Here is a 20,101-nt window from a genome sequence, read left to right as displayed (position 1 = left end):
GGTTATTTTTCGAGGATTACTTTTTTTCCTTTAAGTTGTACTAAAGTGCTTACTGTTGAGTTTGTTTCGTCTGGCTGATGACCGCCAACTGCTATTTGAATGTTTCCGGGTTCTATACTACGATCCAGGTTTGGTGTAATTAAGGATAAACTTCGTGCATTTATAGTAAGGCTCACTTTTTTCTCTTCGTCTGCTTTTAAAAAGATTCTTTTAAATGCAACCAGAGATCGAATTGGTTTCTCGAATGAAACATCAGGATGGGAAACATAAACCTGAGCCACTTCTTCTCCATCAAATTTTCCGGTATTTTTTATGGTAACCGTAATATTGAAATCGTTTCCTGTTGTAATTGTTTTTGGAGCTACCAGATTAGTGTAATTAAAGTTTGTATAACTAAGCCCGTATCCAAAAGCATACAATGGTTTTCCTTTAAAATAACGGTAGGTTCTGTTTTTCATCGAATAATCTTTATAATCAGGTAAATCTTTATCTGATTCATAAAAAGTTACGGGCAAACGTCCGGCAGGATTATAATCTCCAAAAAGAACATTGGCCAGGGCTGTTCCGGCATCTTCTCCTCCGTACCATGAATTAAGGATTGCGGGCACATTTTCTTTTTCCCATTTTATACCCAATGCGCTTCCGGTTTCCATTACAAAAACAAGTGGTTTTCCGGTTTGTTTTAAATATTTCATTAATTCGGTTTGTACTTTCGGCAGGGCAATTGTGGTACGGTCTCCTTTTTTAAAACCGTCCAAAACTACAGGCATTTCTTCGCCTTCGATTTCTGGCGAAATACCTCCGACATATACGATGGCATCGGCTTCTTTTAACTTGTCTGCCAGTGCCTGCATATTGGTTTTTTGCAGAAGTACTCCGCTAAATTTAATTCTGGCTCCCTGATCGCCCTGAAAATATTCCAGTTTTATATCATACGATTTTCCCGCTTCGGCCTGAAAAGTACAATAGTCGGTAAGCGCTTCATGATAATTAAAGTGGTCGATTACTTTTTTTCCGTTTATAAACAGACGAAAACCATCATCTCCGGTAACAGAAAAAGACATTGCCTGAGTTTTTGTGGCGGTAAAAATTCCGCTCCAGCGTACAGAAATCCATTTTGCTAAAATTCCCGGAGCAATTTCTGTAGTTACATCACCTTTAAAATCAATGACTTCTTCGTTACGAACCAAAATTGGGGTTCCTTCGAGCTTAATATTATTAAAATATTCTGCTTTTAGTCCTTTTATTCCGTTACTGCTCAGATTGTTTTTTATTTCAACTGGTGACGCCAATGTATCGTTGGTAAAATTGATTCCTTTTTCATAAATTACTTTTACATTATCGCCCAGTTTATTTTTTATTCCCTGAAGCGGGGTAATGGTATGTGACGGAGTTCCGTTGTAGTTTCCTAAAACAGAAATGGCATTATCGGCATTGGGCCCAACTACGGCAATGGTTTTGATATTTTTGGATAAAGGCAGTGTATGGTTTTCGTTTTTAAGTAAAACAATAGATTTTTCTGCCATTTCGATTGCCTGCTGGCGATGTTCTTTTGAATCGACAACTGAATATGGAATTTTGGTGTAAGGAACATTTTCGTCGGGATCAAACATGCCGAGTTTCATTCGAGACAAAAACAATTGTTTTACTGATTTGTCTATCTCTTTTTCGTCTATTTTTTTATTTTTTACAGCCTCTAAAAGTGTTGCATAACGGTCTCCGCATTCAAGATCTGTTCCTAAACGAACGGCTAATATTGAAGCTTGTTCGGCATCGGGAACAATTTTATGATGTTGGTAAATATCGTCAATCGCCCCGCAATCAGACACTATATAACCTTTGAAACCCCATTGCTTTTTTAAAATTTCTGTTTCCAATTTTGAGCTTCCACAACAAGCCTGACCCTGAAATCTGTTGTAAGCACACATCACAGATTCTACTTTTGCTTTTTCTACCAAATGATGAAAAGCAGGCAAATAGGTATCCCATAAATCGTACGGAGTTACATCGGTATCAAAACTATGGCGTTCGTATTCCGGCCCGCTGTGTATGGCATAATGCTTGGCAGTTGCTACGAGTTTTAAATATTTTGGGTTATCGCCCTGTAACCCGTGTACAAAAGATTCTCCCATTACAGAGGTTAAATAAGGATCTTCTCCATACGTTTCCTGCCCGCGTCCCCAGCGAGGGTCACGAAAAATATTAATATTGGGCGACCAGAAATTTAATCCCTGATAAATACCAAATTGTCCGTTACGTACCGCTTCGTGATGTTTGGCACGGGCTTCATCAGATATCATTTGGGCTGTTTTTAGCATTGCATCACTATCAAAAGTGGCGCTCAAACCAATTGCCTGCGGAAAAACTGTTGCTAAACCTGCTCTGGCAACGCCATGCAAACATTCGTTCCACCAGTTGTAGGCAGGAATGTTTAAACGGCTTATCGCCGGGGCTTCAGACATCATCTGGCTTACTTTTTCTTCTGTTGTCATTCGCGAAACAAGGTCATTTGCTCTTTCTTCGTAACTTAATGACGTGTTTTGGTAAGGTAATTTTTGTCCTTGTACTGTTAAACAACAGAAAACAAATACAAGGCTTATTATATTTGGAGTTTTCTTTTTCATTTTCTGTTTATTTTTTTGCTAAACCAAACAAAAGCTGGTCGAAACCAAACTCTACTGTGTTGTTTTTGCTTGGCGGAACATCAATAACTTCAACCGAAATTGTATTTTTTCCTTTATTTAATTTTACAGCTCCTAAATCAACGGTTTTAAGGGTTGTTTTTTCGCCTGTTAAATCAATAATGGTGCTTTTGCCATTCAATGTAAATTTGAATTTTCCGGAATTGTTTCTAATGGTAAAAATTCCTTTTGTTGGCACAGTACAATCGGCTTTTGACATAAAAACCATATTTAATTTGTTGCCCATTTTTGCTTCAGACCAGTTGGCTTCCATATTATCTGCCCAGCCGTATTTTTCGCTGTTGTCATAAGCAAATTCTCCGCCATCGGCATTTTCGAAAATCATGCTTTCTGCCTGAATACTTACAGGTTTATTTTTTGAATTATATTGAATTACGGGCGAAATAATATCGGTTCTGTTTATGGCAACGGCACGTTTTGCACCTTCGATATCGGGTTTGTCATTTTGGTCTTTTCCGTTTTGGAGGTAATAAAAGCAAACGGGCGCAAAGTTGATTGTGGCGCGTGTCCAGTGCCACATTTCCATATCAAACTTAAGGCTTGTCTTAAACGGAATTACGTCGAGTGAACGGTAACGTGAATTGACAGTATATCCGGGAACAAAATTTCCGCTTCCGTCTGGTTGCGCTATAAACGGATGTCCTATTATTTTTTCGGGACGACACCAGGCATACCCGTAATAATCTTCGGTTCCCGTACCAATGTGTGACGGGAATTTTTCGCCATCAACATATATTTTTTCGTCGCCTTCTCCCCACCAGGCATAAACGGTATTGAATAAAGTAACGGCATCGCCCACATAAACGCCTTTCCCGGAAAGTGTAACATAATTGAGATCGAAAGGACCACCCACCATACCGGAATTATTTTTCATTTCGCCGGTTTTTAAATGGTAATATTCTTTCCAGTGTGTACCAAAATGCATACTGTTTTCGTCCCATTTCCAATCACCAATTTCTACTTCTCCCTGACTTACGGTTACGTTTTGTTTTCCGAGATTTAATAAACTTACGGTGCAGTTTTTTTCAAATGGCATGACCCACCAGGCCGATAAAACGCCATCTTTGCTTACTTCTGTATACCATGTACTTATTTCGCGCAACTGATATCCAGTTCCGAAAAAATCGCCAACAGGACACCATACTGATGTTGCTGATTTTTGATTTCCTTCGACATCATACGTAATATTCAAAACGGTGCTTCTTAAAGCTTGCTCCAGGTTTTTTGCCGATAATTTGATACTGATTTTTCGAATTGCCTTTGATCCTTTGAAAGAAAAACTAAGTTTTGCATTAGGTTTTATTTCACCTGTCAGGGCATGTTTTTCAGTAGGTACATTTATCGTTTTTTGCAACTGCGCTAATTGATTTGCCGTAGCTGGTGCTATTTTCTTAGCATTGTTTTTTTCTTCTGCCGAATAGCTTATTACTTGAGCGTCTTTTTTATAAGTACGATAATTTATATTATAATAAACGGCCTCTCCGCCTGTTTTGGCACCGGCATCTTTAATATTATCAGACTGATATGTAACTTTGCAATGTTTGGCATACGGAATAGGAAAATATAAATTATGTCCGCGCATTTCATATTTGGTTAATTGAGAAACAGAAGCTGATAACGGACTGTCTGCCAGTATTCCTCCGCTTAAAATTTCCATTGCACTGCCTTCAATAACAGGCTCTGTGTTGTTGTCAAGATAGATTCTCAAGATACCTTTCCCTGAATCTTTTCCTGCAAATGTCATCCAGAACCTAACGATTGAGCCTGGCCCCGAGGTGTCCATCATCACATATTCATTTTTATCACCTCTTTTCTCGGTTCGAATAAACATCGAACGGTCCCAGTTGGCAAACCACCCATCCTGATCTGGTGCCACTGTAGCTCTGTCATAACTGCTAAACTGCGCACAAGTATAATCAGATTCCGGAAAACGTGCCAGATTATCACGGTCAGTCATATCTTGCAATAAACTGTCGATACTGATAATTTTATTGTCTAACAGCGTCTTAAACGATATTAACGAAAATAAGATTATGGGTAATAGGAGCAAATATGATTTTTTCATTATAGTATTGTTTTGGTAATAGATTGCTGAAAAAAAATGAGAATCAGGTATGCGGTTAATTAGACCTAACAGGTTTTATCCCGAGGCTTCGGGACTGCTAGGTCTTTTTTAGCTTTTCTTGCAAGATTCTTTTTTGACTTTGTAAGGATTCTGAATACACGAAATTTATACCTACAAGGTTTTGAAAACCTTGCAGGAACTCAAATCTTATTTTTTCTTGCTAAGTTTCTTTTCCAATTTCACGGCCTCATTATAGTTTACTACATAATGCCACCAATTGTTTAATTTTCCGTCTTTCGGATTTACTCCTGCAAAATGAGGAATGTGTGAAAACCACCATTCCATATATCCTATATGACTGCATTTCCATTCTGAACAATCAACAGTACGTGGGTTTTCGTCGGTAATATTTGGGTAATAAGCCCAGTTATCGGCATAAGTATCTACTTTATCTTTATTCGCCCAATCGTAGTCTTTTTGTCCGTTTGGAGGAAAGTGAATGTTCCCGATATGTGCTTTTCCCGGATTAAACTTATTGTAGTTTTTAATATATCCCGTATAACGCTCCCAGTTGGTTAAATCTTTAATTTCCTTTTTACTGTCATAATCCCAAGGACCATAAACTTTCATCATTGTCGATTCAAAACGATGGCCATAGCTTTCCATGGCGCAAGCCACATCACGCTCATAATTTAAGCCCATGATGGATAACAATTCTTTACAGTTTTTATTGATAGTTGGTTCTGAGTTAATCCAGAAGGCACCATCTCCCATCATGTTAGACTCGGCCATTCCTCCATAAGGAAAAGTCCAAACCCAAACTTCATTTATTTTTCCTTCGTTTCGTTGTTTATCAAAACCAAAATGGGTTACAAAAGCATTATAGTCAAAACTGGTTCCTTCCTCTTTTAGTGTTTTCCAGTCTGGTTCTGCCATTAATTCGATTACTCTGGCTTCAGTCAGTTTTTCACCTGATTTTCTTAAAGAAGTAAAGTAATCTTTTGTATCGTAAATTTTAACAATTTGGTATTCGACAGTTCCGCCACTTGCTTTTTCAAGAGTTGCTTTGTAATCTGCATTTAGTTTAAAAGGATCTCCCCATTCGCGTTTGTTATTGCCGGGGGTTTTCATTATTTCGTGCATTCTTTTTCCGTTTATAATCGGATCCTGAATGACAACAGCAACTTTAACCACTATTTTGGATGCTTTTGGCAATACTTTTTTCTGATTTTGCGCATTCGCATTCAGACCAGAAACAACCAAAAGGGTAATTAGTGCTATTTTATCGATTAATTTCATAATAGGTGTTGTATTAAACCCAACTGTTATTTTTATAATAACTGTTGGGTTAGGGTAATTAGTAGTTGTTACAATACTCTCTATCAGTCTTTTTCAAAAGACAGAAAGAGTTTACTTATTGAATATTAATCCATTGCCAGGTTTCTCCATCGGTCATGTTTATGTAAGCACTTGTAGAAACTGCATGTAAAGCATTATCTGATGAGCTTACTGAGAAAGATAACTGACCACCACGAGGTGTGTCTCCAGTTGGTTCCGGAAAAATCTGCAACATTTCTGCATTGGTAAGTTTTACCGAACCATTAACATCTGTTTGCTTTGTAAATTTTGATGGTGTCATCACTGAACCATCCGCCGGATTTATCTTGGAAATAACCACTGTTGCATTGGCAACACGTTGCGTCTGATCGCTGTTTTTATAAACCACAACATTTAATGAGGGTGGTGTTACCGATTTTGTTTCGAAATCCATATCCCTATCGCATGATGATAAAAACATCAGAACGAATGTTAAGGATAACAGACAGATATTGTTGAATAATTTTTTCATGTTTACTTTATTAAAAATTTTTTATTTAAAGAATTACATCGGATTGTTTGCACCAAATGTGTAAACAGGCTGTCCATGTGAAATAAGTTCAGGAGCAGGTATTGGAAACTGAAATACTGTTCCTGGCAACAATGTTCCTGTACGACGTTTGTCGAAGAAACCTAATTGTGGCCATACCATGTCGCATTCTACATAACGCTCGTAGAAAATCTTGTTTAATAAATCAGTATCACCATCTGATGCTGGAGATAAATTACCTAATCCTACTCGGGAATTATTAACATAAGTTGCTGCACCTCCTTTATGCAAATGATATTTAGCTTCTGCTATGTACAAATCATTCTCTGCTTTTAAGAAATGATCTACAGCACCTGACTCATTAAATACAACATCATGATAACGTGTATATTTATATTCAGACATTATAAAAGTTCCATATCCAGGACGGGTTGCACGTGTAAAGCCAAACCATGATCCAAGATCATTATCATCACTAAAATATTTGTTTAATCTGGCATCCGGACAATTTGTTATTGGAGCCATACGCTTAACACCATCCGGAAACGGATATGCTGAGTTTGGATCATCAGGTGCCATCAGGTGCAATAGCCATTGACTTGCTCTAATCCATTGCATATTGTGCAAAGCAAAGTAATTCATGCCTTCATCACGAGTCATTACTTTTCCTCTCCATCCTTGTCTGTAATCAACTGCAAAATTTTGCTGTAATCCTTTTAGAGCATAACTTTCTACTTTTGCCCAGTCCGTCTGTGCATTTTCGGCAGGTGTACGGGCATTACCAACTAATAATCTGGCAGCCATAGAATTTGCAAACTGAAGTAATGTTGCTTTGTCAAAAACAGTTCCTGCAATTACCTCGCTGTAATCTGTATCAACAGGATCAGCTTCAATTATTTTAATCGCGCTGTCGATTTGAGCAATCGCATAATCCATTACTTCTTTATATGACTTTGTATTTGCTTTATAATCAAAATTAACAGCATTATCATTCTCTTTGAATAGATATGCTTTATCGTACAACATTGCAATATTTCCATACAATAATCCCTGAATAATTAGGTTGTGTGCTTTTACGCGTTGTGTATAATCAATCCCGTTTAAAACTATTTTATATTCAGGATTCTGAAGCTGTTTTGCTAAAACCATTGTGCTTCCAACAGCTGTATAGTAATTGTACCATGCTCCGTAATTGATGATAATAACCGGATCAGGAGTTGTATTATTAAACAAATCCTGACGAGGACGAAACCACATTGTTCCTGATCCCCAACCCGCTGTACCTGCCTGAAATAATTCGGCACAGGCAAAACCAATAGTTGGACTCGCCGCAATTGATCCGTTATACCATGTGTTGTATCCATTGCTAATCAAAGAGAAAGTCTCTTTAGGAGCATACATCGCCTTAATATCTGGTAAATTTTCATTTGTTTTATCAAGGCTTTCAAAATCACTGCAAGCGGTGAAGCTGAATATTGAAATTACTAATATAAGTATACTAAGTTTTTTCATGATTATCTGTATTAAAATGTTAGAGTAAGAGCACCACTTACCATTCTTGGAGTTGGGTAAGTATTGTTGCTGTCAAACTTAAATGCACTTGAATCAACACCTCCTTTGCTCGCTCCTGTTTCAGGGTCAAATCCTGGATATTTAGTAAAAGTTAATAAGTTGCGGCCAATTAAGTTAAAGCGGATATTTTTAATAAATTTCCATTGGTCGATTTTAAAATCATAAGCAAGAGATACTTCACGAAGTTTTACAAACGTTGCATCATAAACTAATGCATCATTATCCCAGCCAAGTAATCCTATATATTGTCCTCCATTAGAATAATATGTAGCAGATTTTACTTCATTTGGCGCTTTTCCGGACTGATCAAACAACGATGGTTCTGTCATATAACGAACAGAGTGATCATACATATATCCGCCCTGCTGCCAACTCCATAACATATAAAAAGTGAATTTTTTATACGATAAAGTAGTATTAAAGTTCATTGTAAAATCAGGAGTAGTGTTTATTTTTGCCGCTGGTAATGCAATACCTTTATCATCTGTTACCTTTATTGGAGTTTCGTCAATTGTACCAACTTGAGTTCTTTTTACGACGAATCCCTGATTGTTAACAACAAACACATCATTTACTGAAGATCCAGCAGGAACCTGATTGGCAACCTCATCTAAACTGTGAGCAAATTTGTCAAGTAATAAAGTCCCGAAATTCATTCCTTTCTCGATAATAAAACGAGTTCCGTCAATAAAATAAGGCGTTGCATTTAATTCTGTTACTTTTTGTGAATAGGTATCAAAATTTAATCTAGTATCTAAATTCCATTCTGATGTTTTAAAAATATTAGCATTCAAAGAAGCTTCAAATGATTTTGACTTCATTGCCGCTGCATTCTGCCATTGATATGCTGCTCCAGAAAGAGGACTCACTGGAACTTTAAGTATCAGGTCTGTATTATTAGCAACAGAATAAGTTAGAGATAAAGAGAATCTTTTTAAGAAATTAATATCGGTACCAATTTCAAATTCTTTAGAAAATGATGGTTTTAAGTTTGAATTACCTAAAGTTTCCTGGCTTCCGGTAACGCCTTGATTAAGTGCAAAAGTTTCATAAATAGCTCCATAAGGAGGTCTTAAACCTGCTATTCCATAAGAAGATCTCAATTTCCATTCATCAATTCCGTTTATTTTGAAATCTTCTGAAATACGCCATGCTCCAGAAAGACGATAGAAAGTCTGCCATCTTACATCAGGACCAAACAAAGAAGAAGCATCACGACGGATTAATCCATCAAAAATATATTTACCTTTATAATCAATTGCAGAAATTAAAGAATAATTATACGCATTTGTTGAGGTTATAGATGAAGTTGTTGAAGGTATTGCTCCGGCATTTACTGTTGTCAGGTCAAAACCTCCAAGCGCCAAATTTGAAGCTGAGCCATATAAATCGCTATAATCTGAGGATTCATATAAAAACTGCGCTTTGGTCACACTATTGAAATTGCCAAATTGCTTGTTGTAAGAGCCTTCAAATGTGATGTTTTTTTGTTTGCTTTCCCACATTGATCTGCTGATAAAACCAGTACCTTCTTCAAGATTGTAATTCAACATACCTTTTGGCTGCATATAAAATGTTGAACCATTTGCAGCTGTAAATCCGTATGAAGCTTTGAATTTTATTTCTTTAGAAAAATCATAATCTAAACTAAAAAGAGACTGCAACGTTTTGCTTGAACTTTCATTTTTTGTATTGTACACTGTATAAAGCGGGTTTACTTGACCATCAGAAAAAGTATTTACATTCACTTTATAAGGCGTTCCGTCGGCATTTGGAAGATTTAAGTCGGCATTTGGATCTGAACGAAGTAATGAACCAAAAATATCTCCCTGCACTCCTTCTTGCTTATTAGAAGTATAAAAATTAGAAGTTCTTAAAGTTAATTTAGGCAATATCTTATAGTCAAGGTTTAATTTATAATTAGTACGGTCTAAACCTCGTACCATCTTTACAATACCTTCCTGACGGGTAGTTTGCAAAGAAGTGTAAATAGAAATTTTATTATCACTAGAATTGCCTTTCAATCCAACATAATTAGTTAAGTAACTTCCTGGATTGAAAAATTCTTTAACATGATCAAAAGTCTGAGGGTATTTGTTATCGTAGATTTGATCTGGAGAAACATTGCTTGTTACAATTCCATTTTCAATAATACGATTTGTAGTACTAGATTGTTTAGGAACAAAACCTAAAAAGTTTTGACCGTATTCTGTTCTAACATCGACTTCAACTTTACCCGGTGCCAAAGATGAACCACGTTTAGTTGTAATGCTGATAACACCATTTGCTGCACGTGAGCCATATAGAGATGAAGCCGCCGCACCTTTTAAAACTTCAATATTGGCGATATCATCAGAGCTGATATTCATATCGCCATCTAAAACGCCGTCAACAATAATTAAAGGAGCAGATCCTCCGGTAATTGATTTTGCACCACGCAATTGAATATCAAAACCTGAACCTGGTGCTCCTCCTTTAGGTACCAATCTGATTCCTGGCATTTTTCCGAGCAAAGCTGAAGCCGCATCATTTGCCGGTACTTGTTTAAGTTGTTTTTCGCCAATTTTTTCAATAGAAAAACCTAATTTTTTTACAGAAGTACCTTTTGCAACCCCAGTAACAATAATTTCATCAAGAGCAGTGGATTTGCTATTGATTTGTATCGTTTCTAAAGACTGACCTTTATATACAACTTCCTTATTTTCAAAACCAACAGAAGAAAAAACAAGTGTTTGATCTTTTGATAATGAAATCGAAAAATTTCCGTCCATATCTGTTGATACTCCTTTATTTGTCCCTTTTATTGTAACATTTACACTCGGAACAGGAGCTTTGTTCTCATCAACTACTTTTCCTTTTACGTTCGTCTGCTGAGCCTGCATTGTAATTGCGCAAAGAAAAAACAGTATAAAATTTATTTTTTTTAGCATGATTATCTTTTATTTTTTTAATAATAATTTTAGTTTTTTTTAGACATAGGCATACCTGGCCTTTACTAAAAAAGCTTCATTTTCTCATTTAATGAGACATTGAAATTGATTGTGTTGGTTTTATTAGAATTCTTCTCTTCTCATATTTTTATTGGTTAGGTTGTTAATAGCTAGTGTTTGGTTATTTGTAAAGTTTTTGTAAAAATTGGTCAAGTTTTGTTTAGTGATTAGCGTACAGGAAACTCTGTTATCCTTAATTTTGTACATCCAAAAGGAATGAGCTGAATAGTTTCTTCATCATCTGAAGTTTTATCTCCAATTTGTGAGAAATATTGAATTGGCCCTGCAGAAGATTTATATTCAGGCCAAACAATTCGTTTTGCTTTTATACTGAGTGTAACAGGGGCGTCCTGAATTGTCCATGGATAAAGAGCAACTTCAGTTTTTTGAGAGATTATAACTGATTCCTGAAGTGTTTTATCAGTTAAATATTTACTCAATAAACAGTAATTCCAAGGAGAGTCAGAAGTTACTTCATGATAATTGCCAAATTTTACAGGATCATTTTTTTGTTCCCATTTTTCATTCATTTTTAGGCCATATAAAAGAGGTCCTCTTTCTATAACTCCTGCATTGTCATACCAATAACTCACGACCACTTTCATTGGGAATTTTACAATCAGTTCGTCGCCATTTTTCCAATCGCGTGTTATTTTTATAATTCTGTCAGCAGGCAATTCGGCCGTTATTTTTTCTCCATTCAGCAAAAGCTCTGGGTTTTCACACCATGAAGGAACCCTAACATGAAATGGGAAATTTTCCTGTTTTACTTTTTTGTCAATAAATTGAAACTGAAATTTGATATCTTCTTTAAAAGGATAATTGGTTGTTTCTGTCACCTTGATTTTTGTTCCGTTTGCTACTTTCGCATTAACTTCGCTAGGAGCAAAAATCAATGCGGCAAGTCCATTATCTATTGTTGAGTACCAAAGGTTTTGGGTAAACTTAGGCCAACCTTGGTGCATATTAGTTGTGCAACAAGGATATCCGGTAAGAAGTCCCATTAAATTATCAGTATTCCCATGAGAAGTCACAAAATTTCTGGACTCTTTTGTCATTGAAATTTGGTTAATCTGCTGGTAGTATTGTCTTTCAGTATAATCAGCACTAACCTGAGAAGGCAAAACATTATAAGTTATACGTTCTAATTGATCAGCCCATTGAACATCTCCTGTAATTTCGAGCATGTTTTCAAGCGAAAACATCATTTCAACAGCAGTACATAATTCTGATCCTTGTGTTGGGTTTCCAAAACGCAACATCTCATCGGCAGCCCATAATCCTGTTGGAAATCCCATTGTATTTCTAATATCTTTCATAGCCTTTTTTGGGGCGTAAGTATATTTGGGGTCATTATTGGCCTGAGAATAAATTGTTGTTTCCTTGAAACCTTGTGCCAAATTCACGCCATGTGTACTGTTTTGACGAAATAAGTCATCCTTGTTCAAGAAAGTATCTGTCCAGTCAAAAGTTTGTTTGTGAATTAATTCTCCTAGATCTAACAGAAACTTATCTCCAGTTATGGAATATAACCAATAGACCACCATCAAATTATCGCCTCCTCTTTGTTCTCCCCAAAAAGTCCATTTTCCTAAAGGATTTTTTGGCAATTCATTCAACTGATATCTAAAATATTTAGTCAAAAACGGAATGACACGTTTGTCATTTGTAGCCGAATAATATTGCTGCATTACCTTAAGAACCACCATTTTTGGCCACCAATCTTTTGCATTATCACGCTGAAGACCAGGTTCAGGACCACGATCAACATCAGGACCAAAATACCCGTTTTCTTTTTGTGAAGCCAGCGTCCATTCTATCCAAGGTTGTACTTTATCAATAAGTTTTTTGTCTTTCATGATATAAGCCAAGGGCAAAAGACCATCAATCCAGTAAGGACCTCGTTCCCAAACATCCCCATCACCGCCTAACCACCCATTACGGGAACCTACCACTTTTGCATATTGAGTATCGAGGTTTCCAGCCATACCATTGGCCATTCTCTTCATTTGTTCATCAAGCCAGCCCATAGGCTTAATAGATCCTAATGGTAATTCTACATACGGTTTTTCTGTCAGCGGATAACGATTGTTAGGATAGTTGGTATTATTAGCTTGTTTTTGGGCAATTAAAAGGACAGGACACATTGATAGTATCCATAAAATTTTTTTCATTTTTTATTTTTATTTGGTTAAAAAAAGAAGAGTTTTTAGCTGTCTTAGATTCCGATTTTAAAGACCGATTATTTGTCTTTGTAATCAATCCAGACTTTCATTTTACTGTCAGCCCTATTATCCCACGAATAGTAAGGAATGAAGTTTAATACATCTTTAGGACTGGCGTCCGTTTTGATTTGCATAATACCACCCAGTAAATCAGGGTTATAGAAAGTTTCAAACTTAGTATCTTTAGTGAGGTTTTCAAAACCAAAATTGGCTTTATTATCTTCTTCTTCTAGACAATACACGATTGGTCCCCTTTGAATGGCCCTTTTTCCCAAATCTTCTTTTACACGATCGTCCGCTTTCTCAATTTCAACAGGCATATCCATTGAAAGGGTAATTTGATCTCCACTTTTCCATTCTTTTTCCAAAACAGCATATCCCTTTTCTAAAACAAGGTTTGTAACAGTTTTACCATTTAAGGCTATGGAATATTTTTTGCACCAGGCCGGGATTCTCAGCCTTATTTCTTTTTTAAGTGGAGCAGATAAAGACTGAACAGTAAGTTTTACATCTCCGTTCCATGGATAATTCGTTTCCTGATTAAGAACCATTTTTTTATTTCCAATAGCAATATCAGCAGAACTTCCTATGTATAAGTTTACCCAAAGAGCATTGTCTGAAGTTCCATAAATGTAATTCCCTATAGAAGGAATAAATCTGGAAATCTGACTTGGACAACAAGCGGTGCCATACCATGCTTTTCTGTTATGGTCACCTTTTGAAGCTAGAGGATTTACATAGAAAAATTTATCACCAGAAATCGAAACACCAGCCAAAACAGCATTATACATAGAACGTTCTAAAACATCTACATATTTAGAATCCCCTGTTGACTGATTCATGCGTGAATTCCAATAAACCATTCCTACAGAGGCACAGGTTTCAGAATAGGCGTCAAGATTAGGTAAATCATAATCTTCTGTAAAACCTTCATTTTGCTTAGATGAGCCAATTCCTCCAGTAATATACATGTTGCGTAAAACAACATCATCCCATACAGAATTTAAAGCCTTAGTGTATTTTGAATTTCCTTCGAGTTTTTCGACATCAGTCATTCCCGAAAATAAGTACATGCATCGAACAGAATGCCCCGAAACATCTGTTAAATCAGCAACAGGTTTTTCATCCTGATAGTATTTTACATCCCATTCGCCATTACCGCCAGTTGTGCCATAGCCATGACCTCTTTCTTCCAGCAGCCAGTTCGCAAAATCTAAGTATTTTTTGTTTTTAGTAACAGAATATAATTTTACCAAAGCCAATTCTATTTCTTCATGACCTGGTACCCAATGACGTTTTCCTTCACCAAAAATTGACATCATATGTTTGACCATTTTTTCGCCAACATCGAGCAATTTGCGTTTTCCGGTTGCTTGGTAATATGCAACACCAGCTTCAATAAGATGCCCGGCACAATACATTTCATGTTTGTCCATGTTTGTCCAGCGCTTATCCAATCCTGTTAAAGTATAGTAGGTATTAATGTATCCGTCACTTAACTGAGCACTGGCAATCTTATTAATCCAGTCGTCAGCTGTCTGTTCCAATTTTGGGTCAGGATTATTAATCAAGGTATATGAAATACCTTCTAATGCTTTGTACACATCAGAATCGTCATAAAAAATACCAGAATGTTTTCCTGACCTTTTCCCTGCATTCACAAAATTGGTAAGACGTCCTGTATTGCTCTCTATTTGAGCAATACAAGTATTTAATGTACTGGCAGCATGGTTTTTTAAACGCGGTTGCCAAAAAGAATCTGTAATTTTTACTTTCGAAAAATTAATAGGTTCAATGTGAATGTTTTTCGCTTTAGTTTGTCCAAAACCGTTCAAACAAAATAAAATTGAAAAAAATATAATCGATTTTTTCATAATAATAGGGTTAGTATAGTTTTATGATTTATGTCAAATACAAATTCATTTAAAACCAGTACAGATTTTGCCTGATCTTAAATGATGCTTAATTTGTTTTTGGATTTTTTTTGAAGAAATTTTTACATTACTGCCCTAAAAGAAATAGTTTGGCATGTAAAATTCACTAAATCGATTGCGGTATTTTTAAAAAAACAAAATATAAAATATCTGTTTAGTTTTATTGAAAATGACTTTTAATAAATAACTTTCAAAATCGAAGTAATTTATAATAAGCTAATTTTTTTATTTAATTGATATAAGATTCGTTTCTAACCATTTCTAAAATCAACTAAAAAAGAAATATGCTACATTGACATTTTCTATTATGGGATAAAACTCACTTTTCTTTTGCTTAGATCACAAACGTAAGACAAATCTTGAACTATAAACACCAGTACCTACCAGTTTTTAAAAATGTGCTCAAAAAAGCACATCTAATTTCTTGATTAAGAGCAAGAAATAACAATATTGATTAAGAAAAATCCTGTATTTTTTTTATAATTAAGGAAGTTACATCCCAAAAGAGGCTAAATTGTTTCTTTTTTTGGTTTAACAAATATTTAACAATTATTTAAATTACTAGAAATCAACAACTAACATATTATTCCTTTAAAAATAAAGACCTTAAAAAGATCGAAAGAAGTTTTAATAAAAAATGCTATTGTTTTTTAAATAATTTTTAACATCCTAATCTACGTCATAGTATTAAAAATCAAATTTTTACAATGTAAAGCATCATTAAAGGGGCTGTGAAGAAGGGCCTACAAAAAAATAATCCAGATATCTGAATTAAAGCCTTTTAGAAAACCCTACCAGTTTTTTATAAGTGTAAATACAACATTAAACTTATTGATCCGATTTTTCTATTTTAGAATTATAAAAACGAAAGATTTGCGTTCTTTGCGATAAAATTTATTCGGATTTAAGCAAAACCAAAAGGTCTTAAATCAAAAAAGCCATCCACAAAAGTGGAAAGCTTTTCATTGGTCTAACTACTAAACCAGCTACGAGTTACAAAGTCGTAGCAAAACAACACAACTAATCTTAGATACCGTATTTGGGCAAAAAAGCCTTTCTGTTAAGAAAGGCTTCCCCAATATTGCGGTCTGGACGGGACTCGAACCCGCGACCCCATGCGTGACAGGCATGTATTCTAACCAACTGAACTACCAAACCTCTGCGTTATTGCGGTTGCAAAGATATAACAGAATTTCATTTCTGCAAGCCTTTTTGTAAAAAAAATTAAATATTTTTTAAAATCATTATCCAAAGTTTTGTTTTTCAACCAAATAAGTAGTCAATATTTTTTCAAAATTATCGCCCACATTTACCGAAACGTACTTAATTTGGTTCTTCGCACAGGTTAAAGCCAGGTTTTTAAAATAGGCTTCTACCCTTTTTTCATATTCTGCTTTTACATTATCTGCAAAAATTGAAACCTCTTCGCCTGATTCTAAGTCGATAAATTTTCTTGGTGAATTGTCAAAATCAAATTTCAATTCGGTCTCATTATCAACTACATGAAACAAAACCACTTTATGTTTATTGTGTTTTAAATGTTGTAAAGCGTTGAATAATTTCTCGTCATCCTGCGTTTGAAACATATCGGTAAACAAGATAATCATCGAACGACGGTGCATTTTCTCCGCAATTTGATGCAAATACGTAATCGTATCAGTCGTTTTTTTGACTTTTGGCTGAACCAATAATTCTTCCAGTTTATTCAAAAGCATTCTGTGGTGACGGTCGCTTCCTTTTTCCGGAGCGTAATATTCGTATTTATCCGAGAAAACGCTCAAACCAACGGCATCGCGCTGTTTCTTTAAAATATTCATTAAAACCGCCGAAGCCAAAACCGCAAACCCAATCTTCTTTTCGTAAAAAGGCTGATTCGATTTCAATTCTGGATAGTGCATTGACGACGAATTATCGACAATCAAATGACAGCGTAAATTGGTTTCTTCCTCAAAACGTTTCGTATACAAACGATCGGTTTTGGCGAATAATTTCCAATCGATATGTTTGGTGCTTTCTCCTGCATTATAGACTTTATGCTCGGCAAATTCGGCCGAAAATCCATGAAACGGACTCTTGTGCATTCCGGATATAAAACCTTCCACAACCTGATTTGCCAGCATTTCAAGATGCTGAAAACTCGAGACTTTCTCTATTTCCGATTCAATTTTCATTCGGTTTCTTTTTTAATATTTTGCGCTTTATAAAGCAAATCTGTCGCCATGAACAATTTACGTTTCAAGATCGGACTAAAATTAGGGTTTTCTTTTAAGAATCGCTGCACTTCATCAAAAGCAAATTTCGACGAATATCTTCCAACTGTATTATCGAGCCAATCTTTCGGAAAGAAAATATCTCCTGTGCGCTGGATTTCTTCTACCAAATCTAATGAAAATCTAATATATTTTTGAGCGCTTTCCTGACGAAGCGGATGATGAATATTGGCCAATCCAACCGAAACCCAAGATTCTTTTTCTCTGTTTGCATCGTCTTTTAAAGATTCCATAAATGCATTTCGAACCGATTCATCTTTTGATAAAGAAGGAAGCAAGAATTCAAAACGCTTTTGTTTATCAGGGTTTGTAAAGGATGTTCTGGTTTTCTCCAAAATCTCATCGGCTTTTGGATGTTTGAAAATCGCTAGATTCATAGCCATATTGGTATAATCGTCTTCATTTAATTTCAAATTCGGAATCGAGATTTCTCTGTTCCAAACTTTATACAAACTGCCTTTTGCTGAATTAGAATACGCAATCGAACTAAATAATCCGAATAATGTCTTTTTAATATTCGCAGATAAATTAGCCTGTAAACGTTCGTTCAAAACGCCCTCAAGCTGTTTCTGAACTTTATTTTGCTGTTTTTCGGTAAAGAATCTCCAATAAATGGTATTCAGACTATTCGAAGCAATTCGCAAAACCAATTCATTCTGCTCTGTTTCAATAGCTTTTAAAAAACAATCAAAAGCCTGCTTTGGAGTTACATTTCCAATCAAAGTATTTTCGTAAAGATTACTATAGCTCGAAGCTCTGGACATTTCATCTTTCAACGAAGCAATATAATTTAAATTATTCCCGTCAAGCGGAAAAACACCGTATCCAAAACCATTATAATTGTAAACCACAGCAATTGGTTTTTCAAGTCCTTCGGCTTCTTTTACGACGGTATTTTTGTCATTAACATTAACCGATAAAATCTTTACCTCTTTAGCATAAACTAAACCAATCTGAAAAACCTGAGGCCAGATATTTTCTGATTTATCTTCTGATTTTTGCTGAATTTCAAAACTTTTAATTCGGTTTTTAGCATCATATTCTATTTTATCTGTAAAAATGGCTCTTCCGGATTTATTAACCCAGACATCGCTCCATTTTTTCATGTCAAGCGGAGTTTCGGCATCGAGAAGTTCTACGAGATTATTCCAATCGGCATTGTCGTTGGCGTATTTCTGAATGTATTTTTGGATTCCTTTTTGAAAAGCTTCCTTTCCCATCGAAGCTTCTAACTGACGCATCATAATAGGTGCTTTGTTGTAGATAATAGCACCATAAAGCGAACCCGCATTCTTTAAATTTGCCAAATGTTGCTTGATTGGATGCGTTCCTAAAGATCTATCTTCCGCGTAAGCGCTTGGATAATGTGCCGTAAAAAACTGCAGATTATGATTGACTTTCGGGAAAATCGGATTCATGATTTTATCGGCCATAAAATTGGCAAAAACCTCTTTCATCCAAACGTCGTCGAACCATTTCATCGTAACCAAATCGCCAAACCACATGTGCGAAGTTTCGTGTGCAATCAATTTGGCGCGGTTTAATTTCTCGGTGTCCGTTGCGCTATTGTCCAAAAATAAAGTCGATTCTCTGTACTGAATCGCGCCGACATGCTCCATTCCACCATACTGAAAAACAGGAATTGAAGCAAAATCGAGTTTCTGAAACGGAAATTTATAATTGGTATATTTTTCTAAAAAATCTAAAGACTGCTGATGTAAATTGAAAATAGTATCTGCGCTTACGCGAAATTTCTCCGGGCTATTTTCACGATACAACATCGTCATTTCCAACCCTGGTTTTTGTGTCGTATTCTTGAATTTTCCTGCAACAAAAGAAAACAAATACGTACTCATTTTATCTGATTCTCCGAAAGTATAAGCCGTAAAATCACCTTTATCCAGTTTCTCTACCACATCGGCTCCAGCCAAAACTGACCAATCTTTTGGCACAGAAAGTCTGAGTTTGTAAGTTGCTTTTAAATCCGGCTGATCAAAACAAGGAAACAAAGTACTGGCACGATCCGGAACTAATAAAGTATAGAGAAAATCATCATTTCGATTTAAGGATAAATTACCCGCAATGAAAGAAATGGAAACGCTATTTTTTCCTGAAACCAAAGCCGAAACCGGAATTAAAATATGTCCATTTTCATGAATAACAGCAAGTTTTTTTCCGTTTGCTTCAACCGTTTTTATGTTGGAAGTTTTCTCTTTAAAATCAAAAATTAAGGGCTGACTCAAGTCGGACAAACTCAAATTTACTATCAAATTAGAATTTATATTTTCTGCTTTCTGATTCGGAATTTCGAAAAACAAAGTGTATTGAAGATCTGAAATTTGTTTTTTACGAAAATGTGCCAGCTGTTCTGAAACACCGTTTTCAAATAATTCATTTGCTTTTGACTGAGAAAAACCATTGGAAATTAAGACAACAAAACAAACAAGGCTGTAGAAAATTTTCATTTTTAAGGAAT

At 35.6% G+C, this 20,101-nt stretch carries 10 protein-coding genes and 1 tRNA gene; all 11 read right to left on the bottom strand.

Going from position 1 to position 20,101, the window contains the following annotated elements; translation table 11 throughout:
* Nucleotides 1–2: 2 nt before the first annotated feature.
* Complete coding sequence (locus tag BM289_RS02895) at nucleotides 3–2,624, bottom strand: glycoside hydrolase family 3 C-terminal domain-containing protein (RefSeq protein WP_091490681.1); 2,622 nt, start codon at nucleotides 2,622–2,624, stop codon at nucleotides 3–5.
* A 7-nt stretch (nucleotides 2,625–2,631) separates the two neighbouring features.
* The gene (locus BM289_RS02890) at nucleotides 2,632–4,767 is read right to left on the bottom strand and encodes a glycoside hydrolase family 172 protein (protein WP_091490680.1); all 2,136 of its coding nucleotides are present in this window, start codon (nucleotides 4,765–4,767) and stop codon (nucleotides 2,632–2,634) included.
* A gap of 207 nt (nucleotides 4,768–4,974) precedes the next feature.
* Complete coding sequence (locus BM289_RS02885; RefSeq protein WP_091490679.1) at nucleotides 4,975–6,066, bottom strand: hypothetical protein; 1,092 nt, start codon at nucleotides 6,064–6,066, stop codon at nucleotides 4,975–4,977.
* Nucleotides 6,067–6,181: 115 nt separating this feature from the next.
* The gene (locus BM289_RS02880; RefSeq protein WP_143102026.1) at nucleotides 6,182–6,616 is read right to left on the bottom strand and encodes a hypothetical protein; all 435 of its coding nucleotides are present in this window, start codon (nucleotides 6,614–6,616) and stop codon (nucleotides 6,182–6,184) included.
* A 33-nt stretch (nucleotides 6,617–6,649) separates the two neighbouring features.
* The gene (locus tag BM289_RS02875) at nucleotides 6,650–8,146 is read right to left on the bottom strand and encodes a hypothetical protein (RefSeq protein ID WP_091490677.1); all 1,497 of its coding nucleotides are present in this window, start codon (nucleotides 8,144–8,146) and stop codon (nucleotides 6,650–6,652) included.
* A gap of 11 nt (nucleotides 8,147–8,157) precedes the next feature.
* Nucleotides 8,158–11,136, bottom strand: a complete 2,979-nt coding sequence (locus BM289_RS02870; protein ID WP_091490676.1) for a SusC/RagA family TonB-linked outer membrane protein — start codon at nucleotides 11,134–11,136, stop codon at nucleotides 8,158–8,160.
* Nucleotides 11,137–11,363: 227 nt separating this feature from the next.
* Nucleotides 11,364–13,370, bottom strand: coding sequence for a beta-L-arabinofuranosidase domain-containing protein (locus BM289_RS02865; protein WP_091490675.1), 2,007 nt, complete (start codon nucleotides 13,368–13,370; stop codon nucleotides 11,364–11,366).
* Between the two features lie 68 nt (nucleotides 13,371–13,438).
* A complete protein-coding gene (locus tag BM289_RS02860; protein WP_091490674.1) occupies nucleotides 13,439–15,295 on the bottom strand; it encodes a glycoside hydrolase family 127 protein in 1,857 nt (618 codons plus the stop codon).
* A gap of 1,144 nt (nucleotides 15,296–16,439) precedes the next feature.
* Nucleotides 16,440–16,513: transfer RNA gene (locus BM289_RS02855), tRNA-Asp, on the bottom strand.
* A gap of 86 nt (nucleotides 16,514–16,599) precedes the next feature.
* The gene (locus tag BM289_RS02850; RefSeq protein ID WP_091490673.1) at nucleotides 16,600–17,526 is read right to left on the bottom strand and encodes a DUF58 domain-containing protein; all 927 of its coding nucleotides are present in this window, start codon (nucleotides 17,524–17,526) and stop codon (nucleotides 16,600–16,602) included.
* Nucleotides 17,523–20,090, bottom strand: coding sequence for a M1 family metallopeptidase (locus tag BM289_RS02845; RefSeq protein WP_091490672.1), 2,568 nt, complete (start codon nucleotides 20,088–20,090; stop codon nucleotides 17,523–17,525). Before BM289_RS02845 ends, BM289_RS02850 begins: the two co-directional genes overlap by 4 nt.
* Nucleotides 20,091–20,101 lie beyond the last annotated feature (11 nt).

This window comes from Flavobacterium phragmitis, from assembly GCF_900112575.1.
In the GTDB taxonomy this organism is placed as follows: domain Bacteria; phylum Bacteroidota; class Bacteroidia; order Flavobacteriales; family Flavobacteriaceae; genus Flavobacterium; species Flavobacterium phragmitis.
Note: the sequence above shows the minus strand (reverse complement) of the source record. Positions and strands in the feature narration are given on the sequence as shown.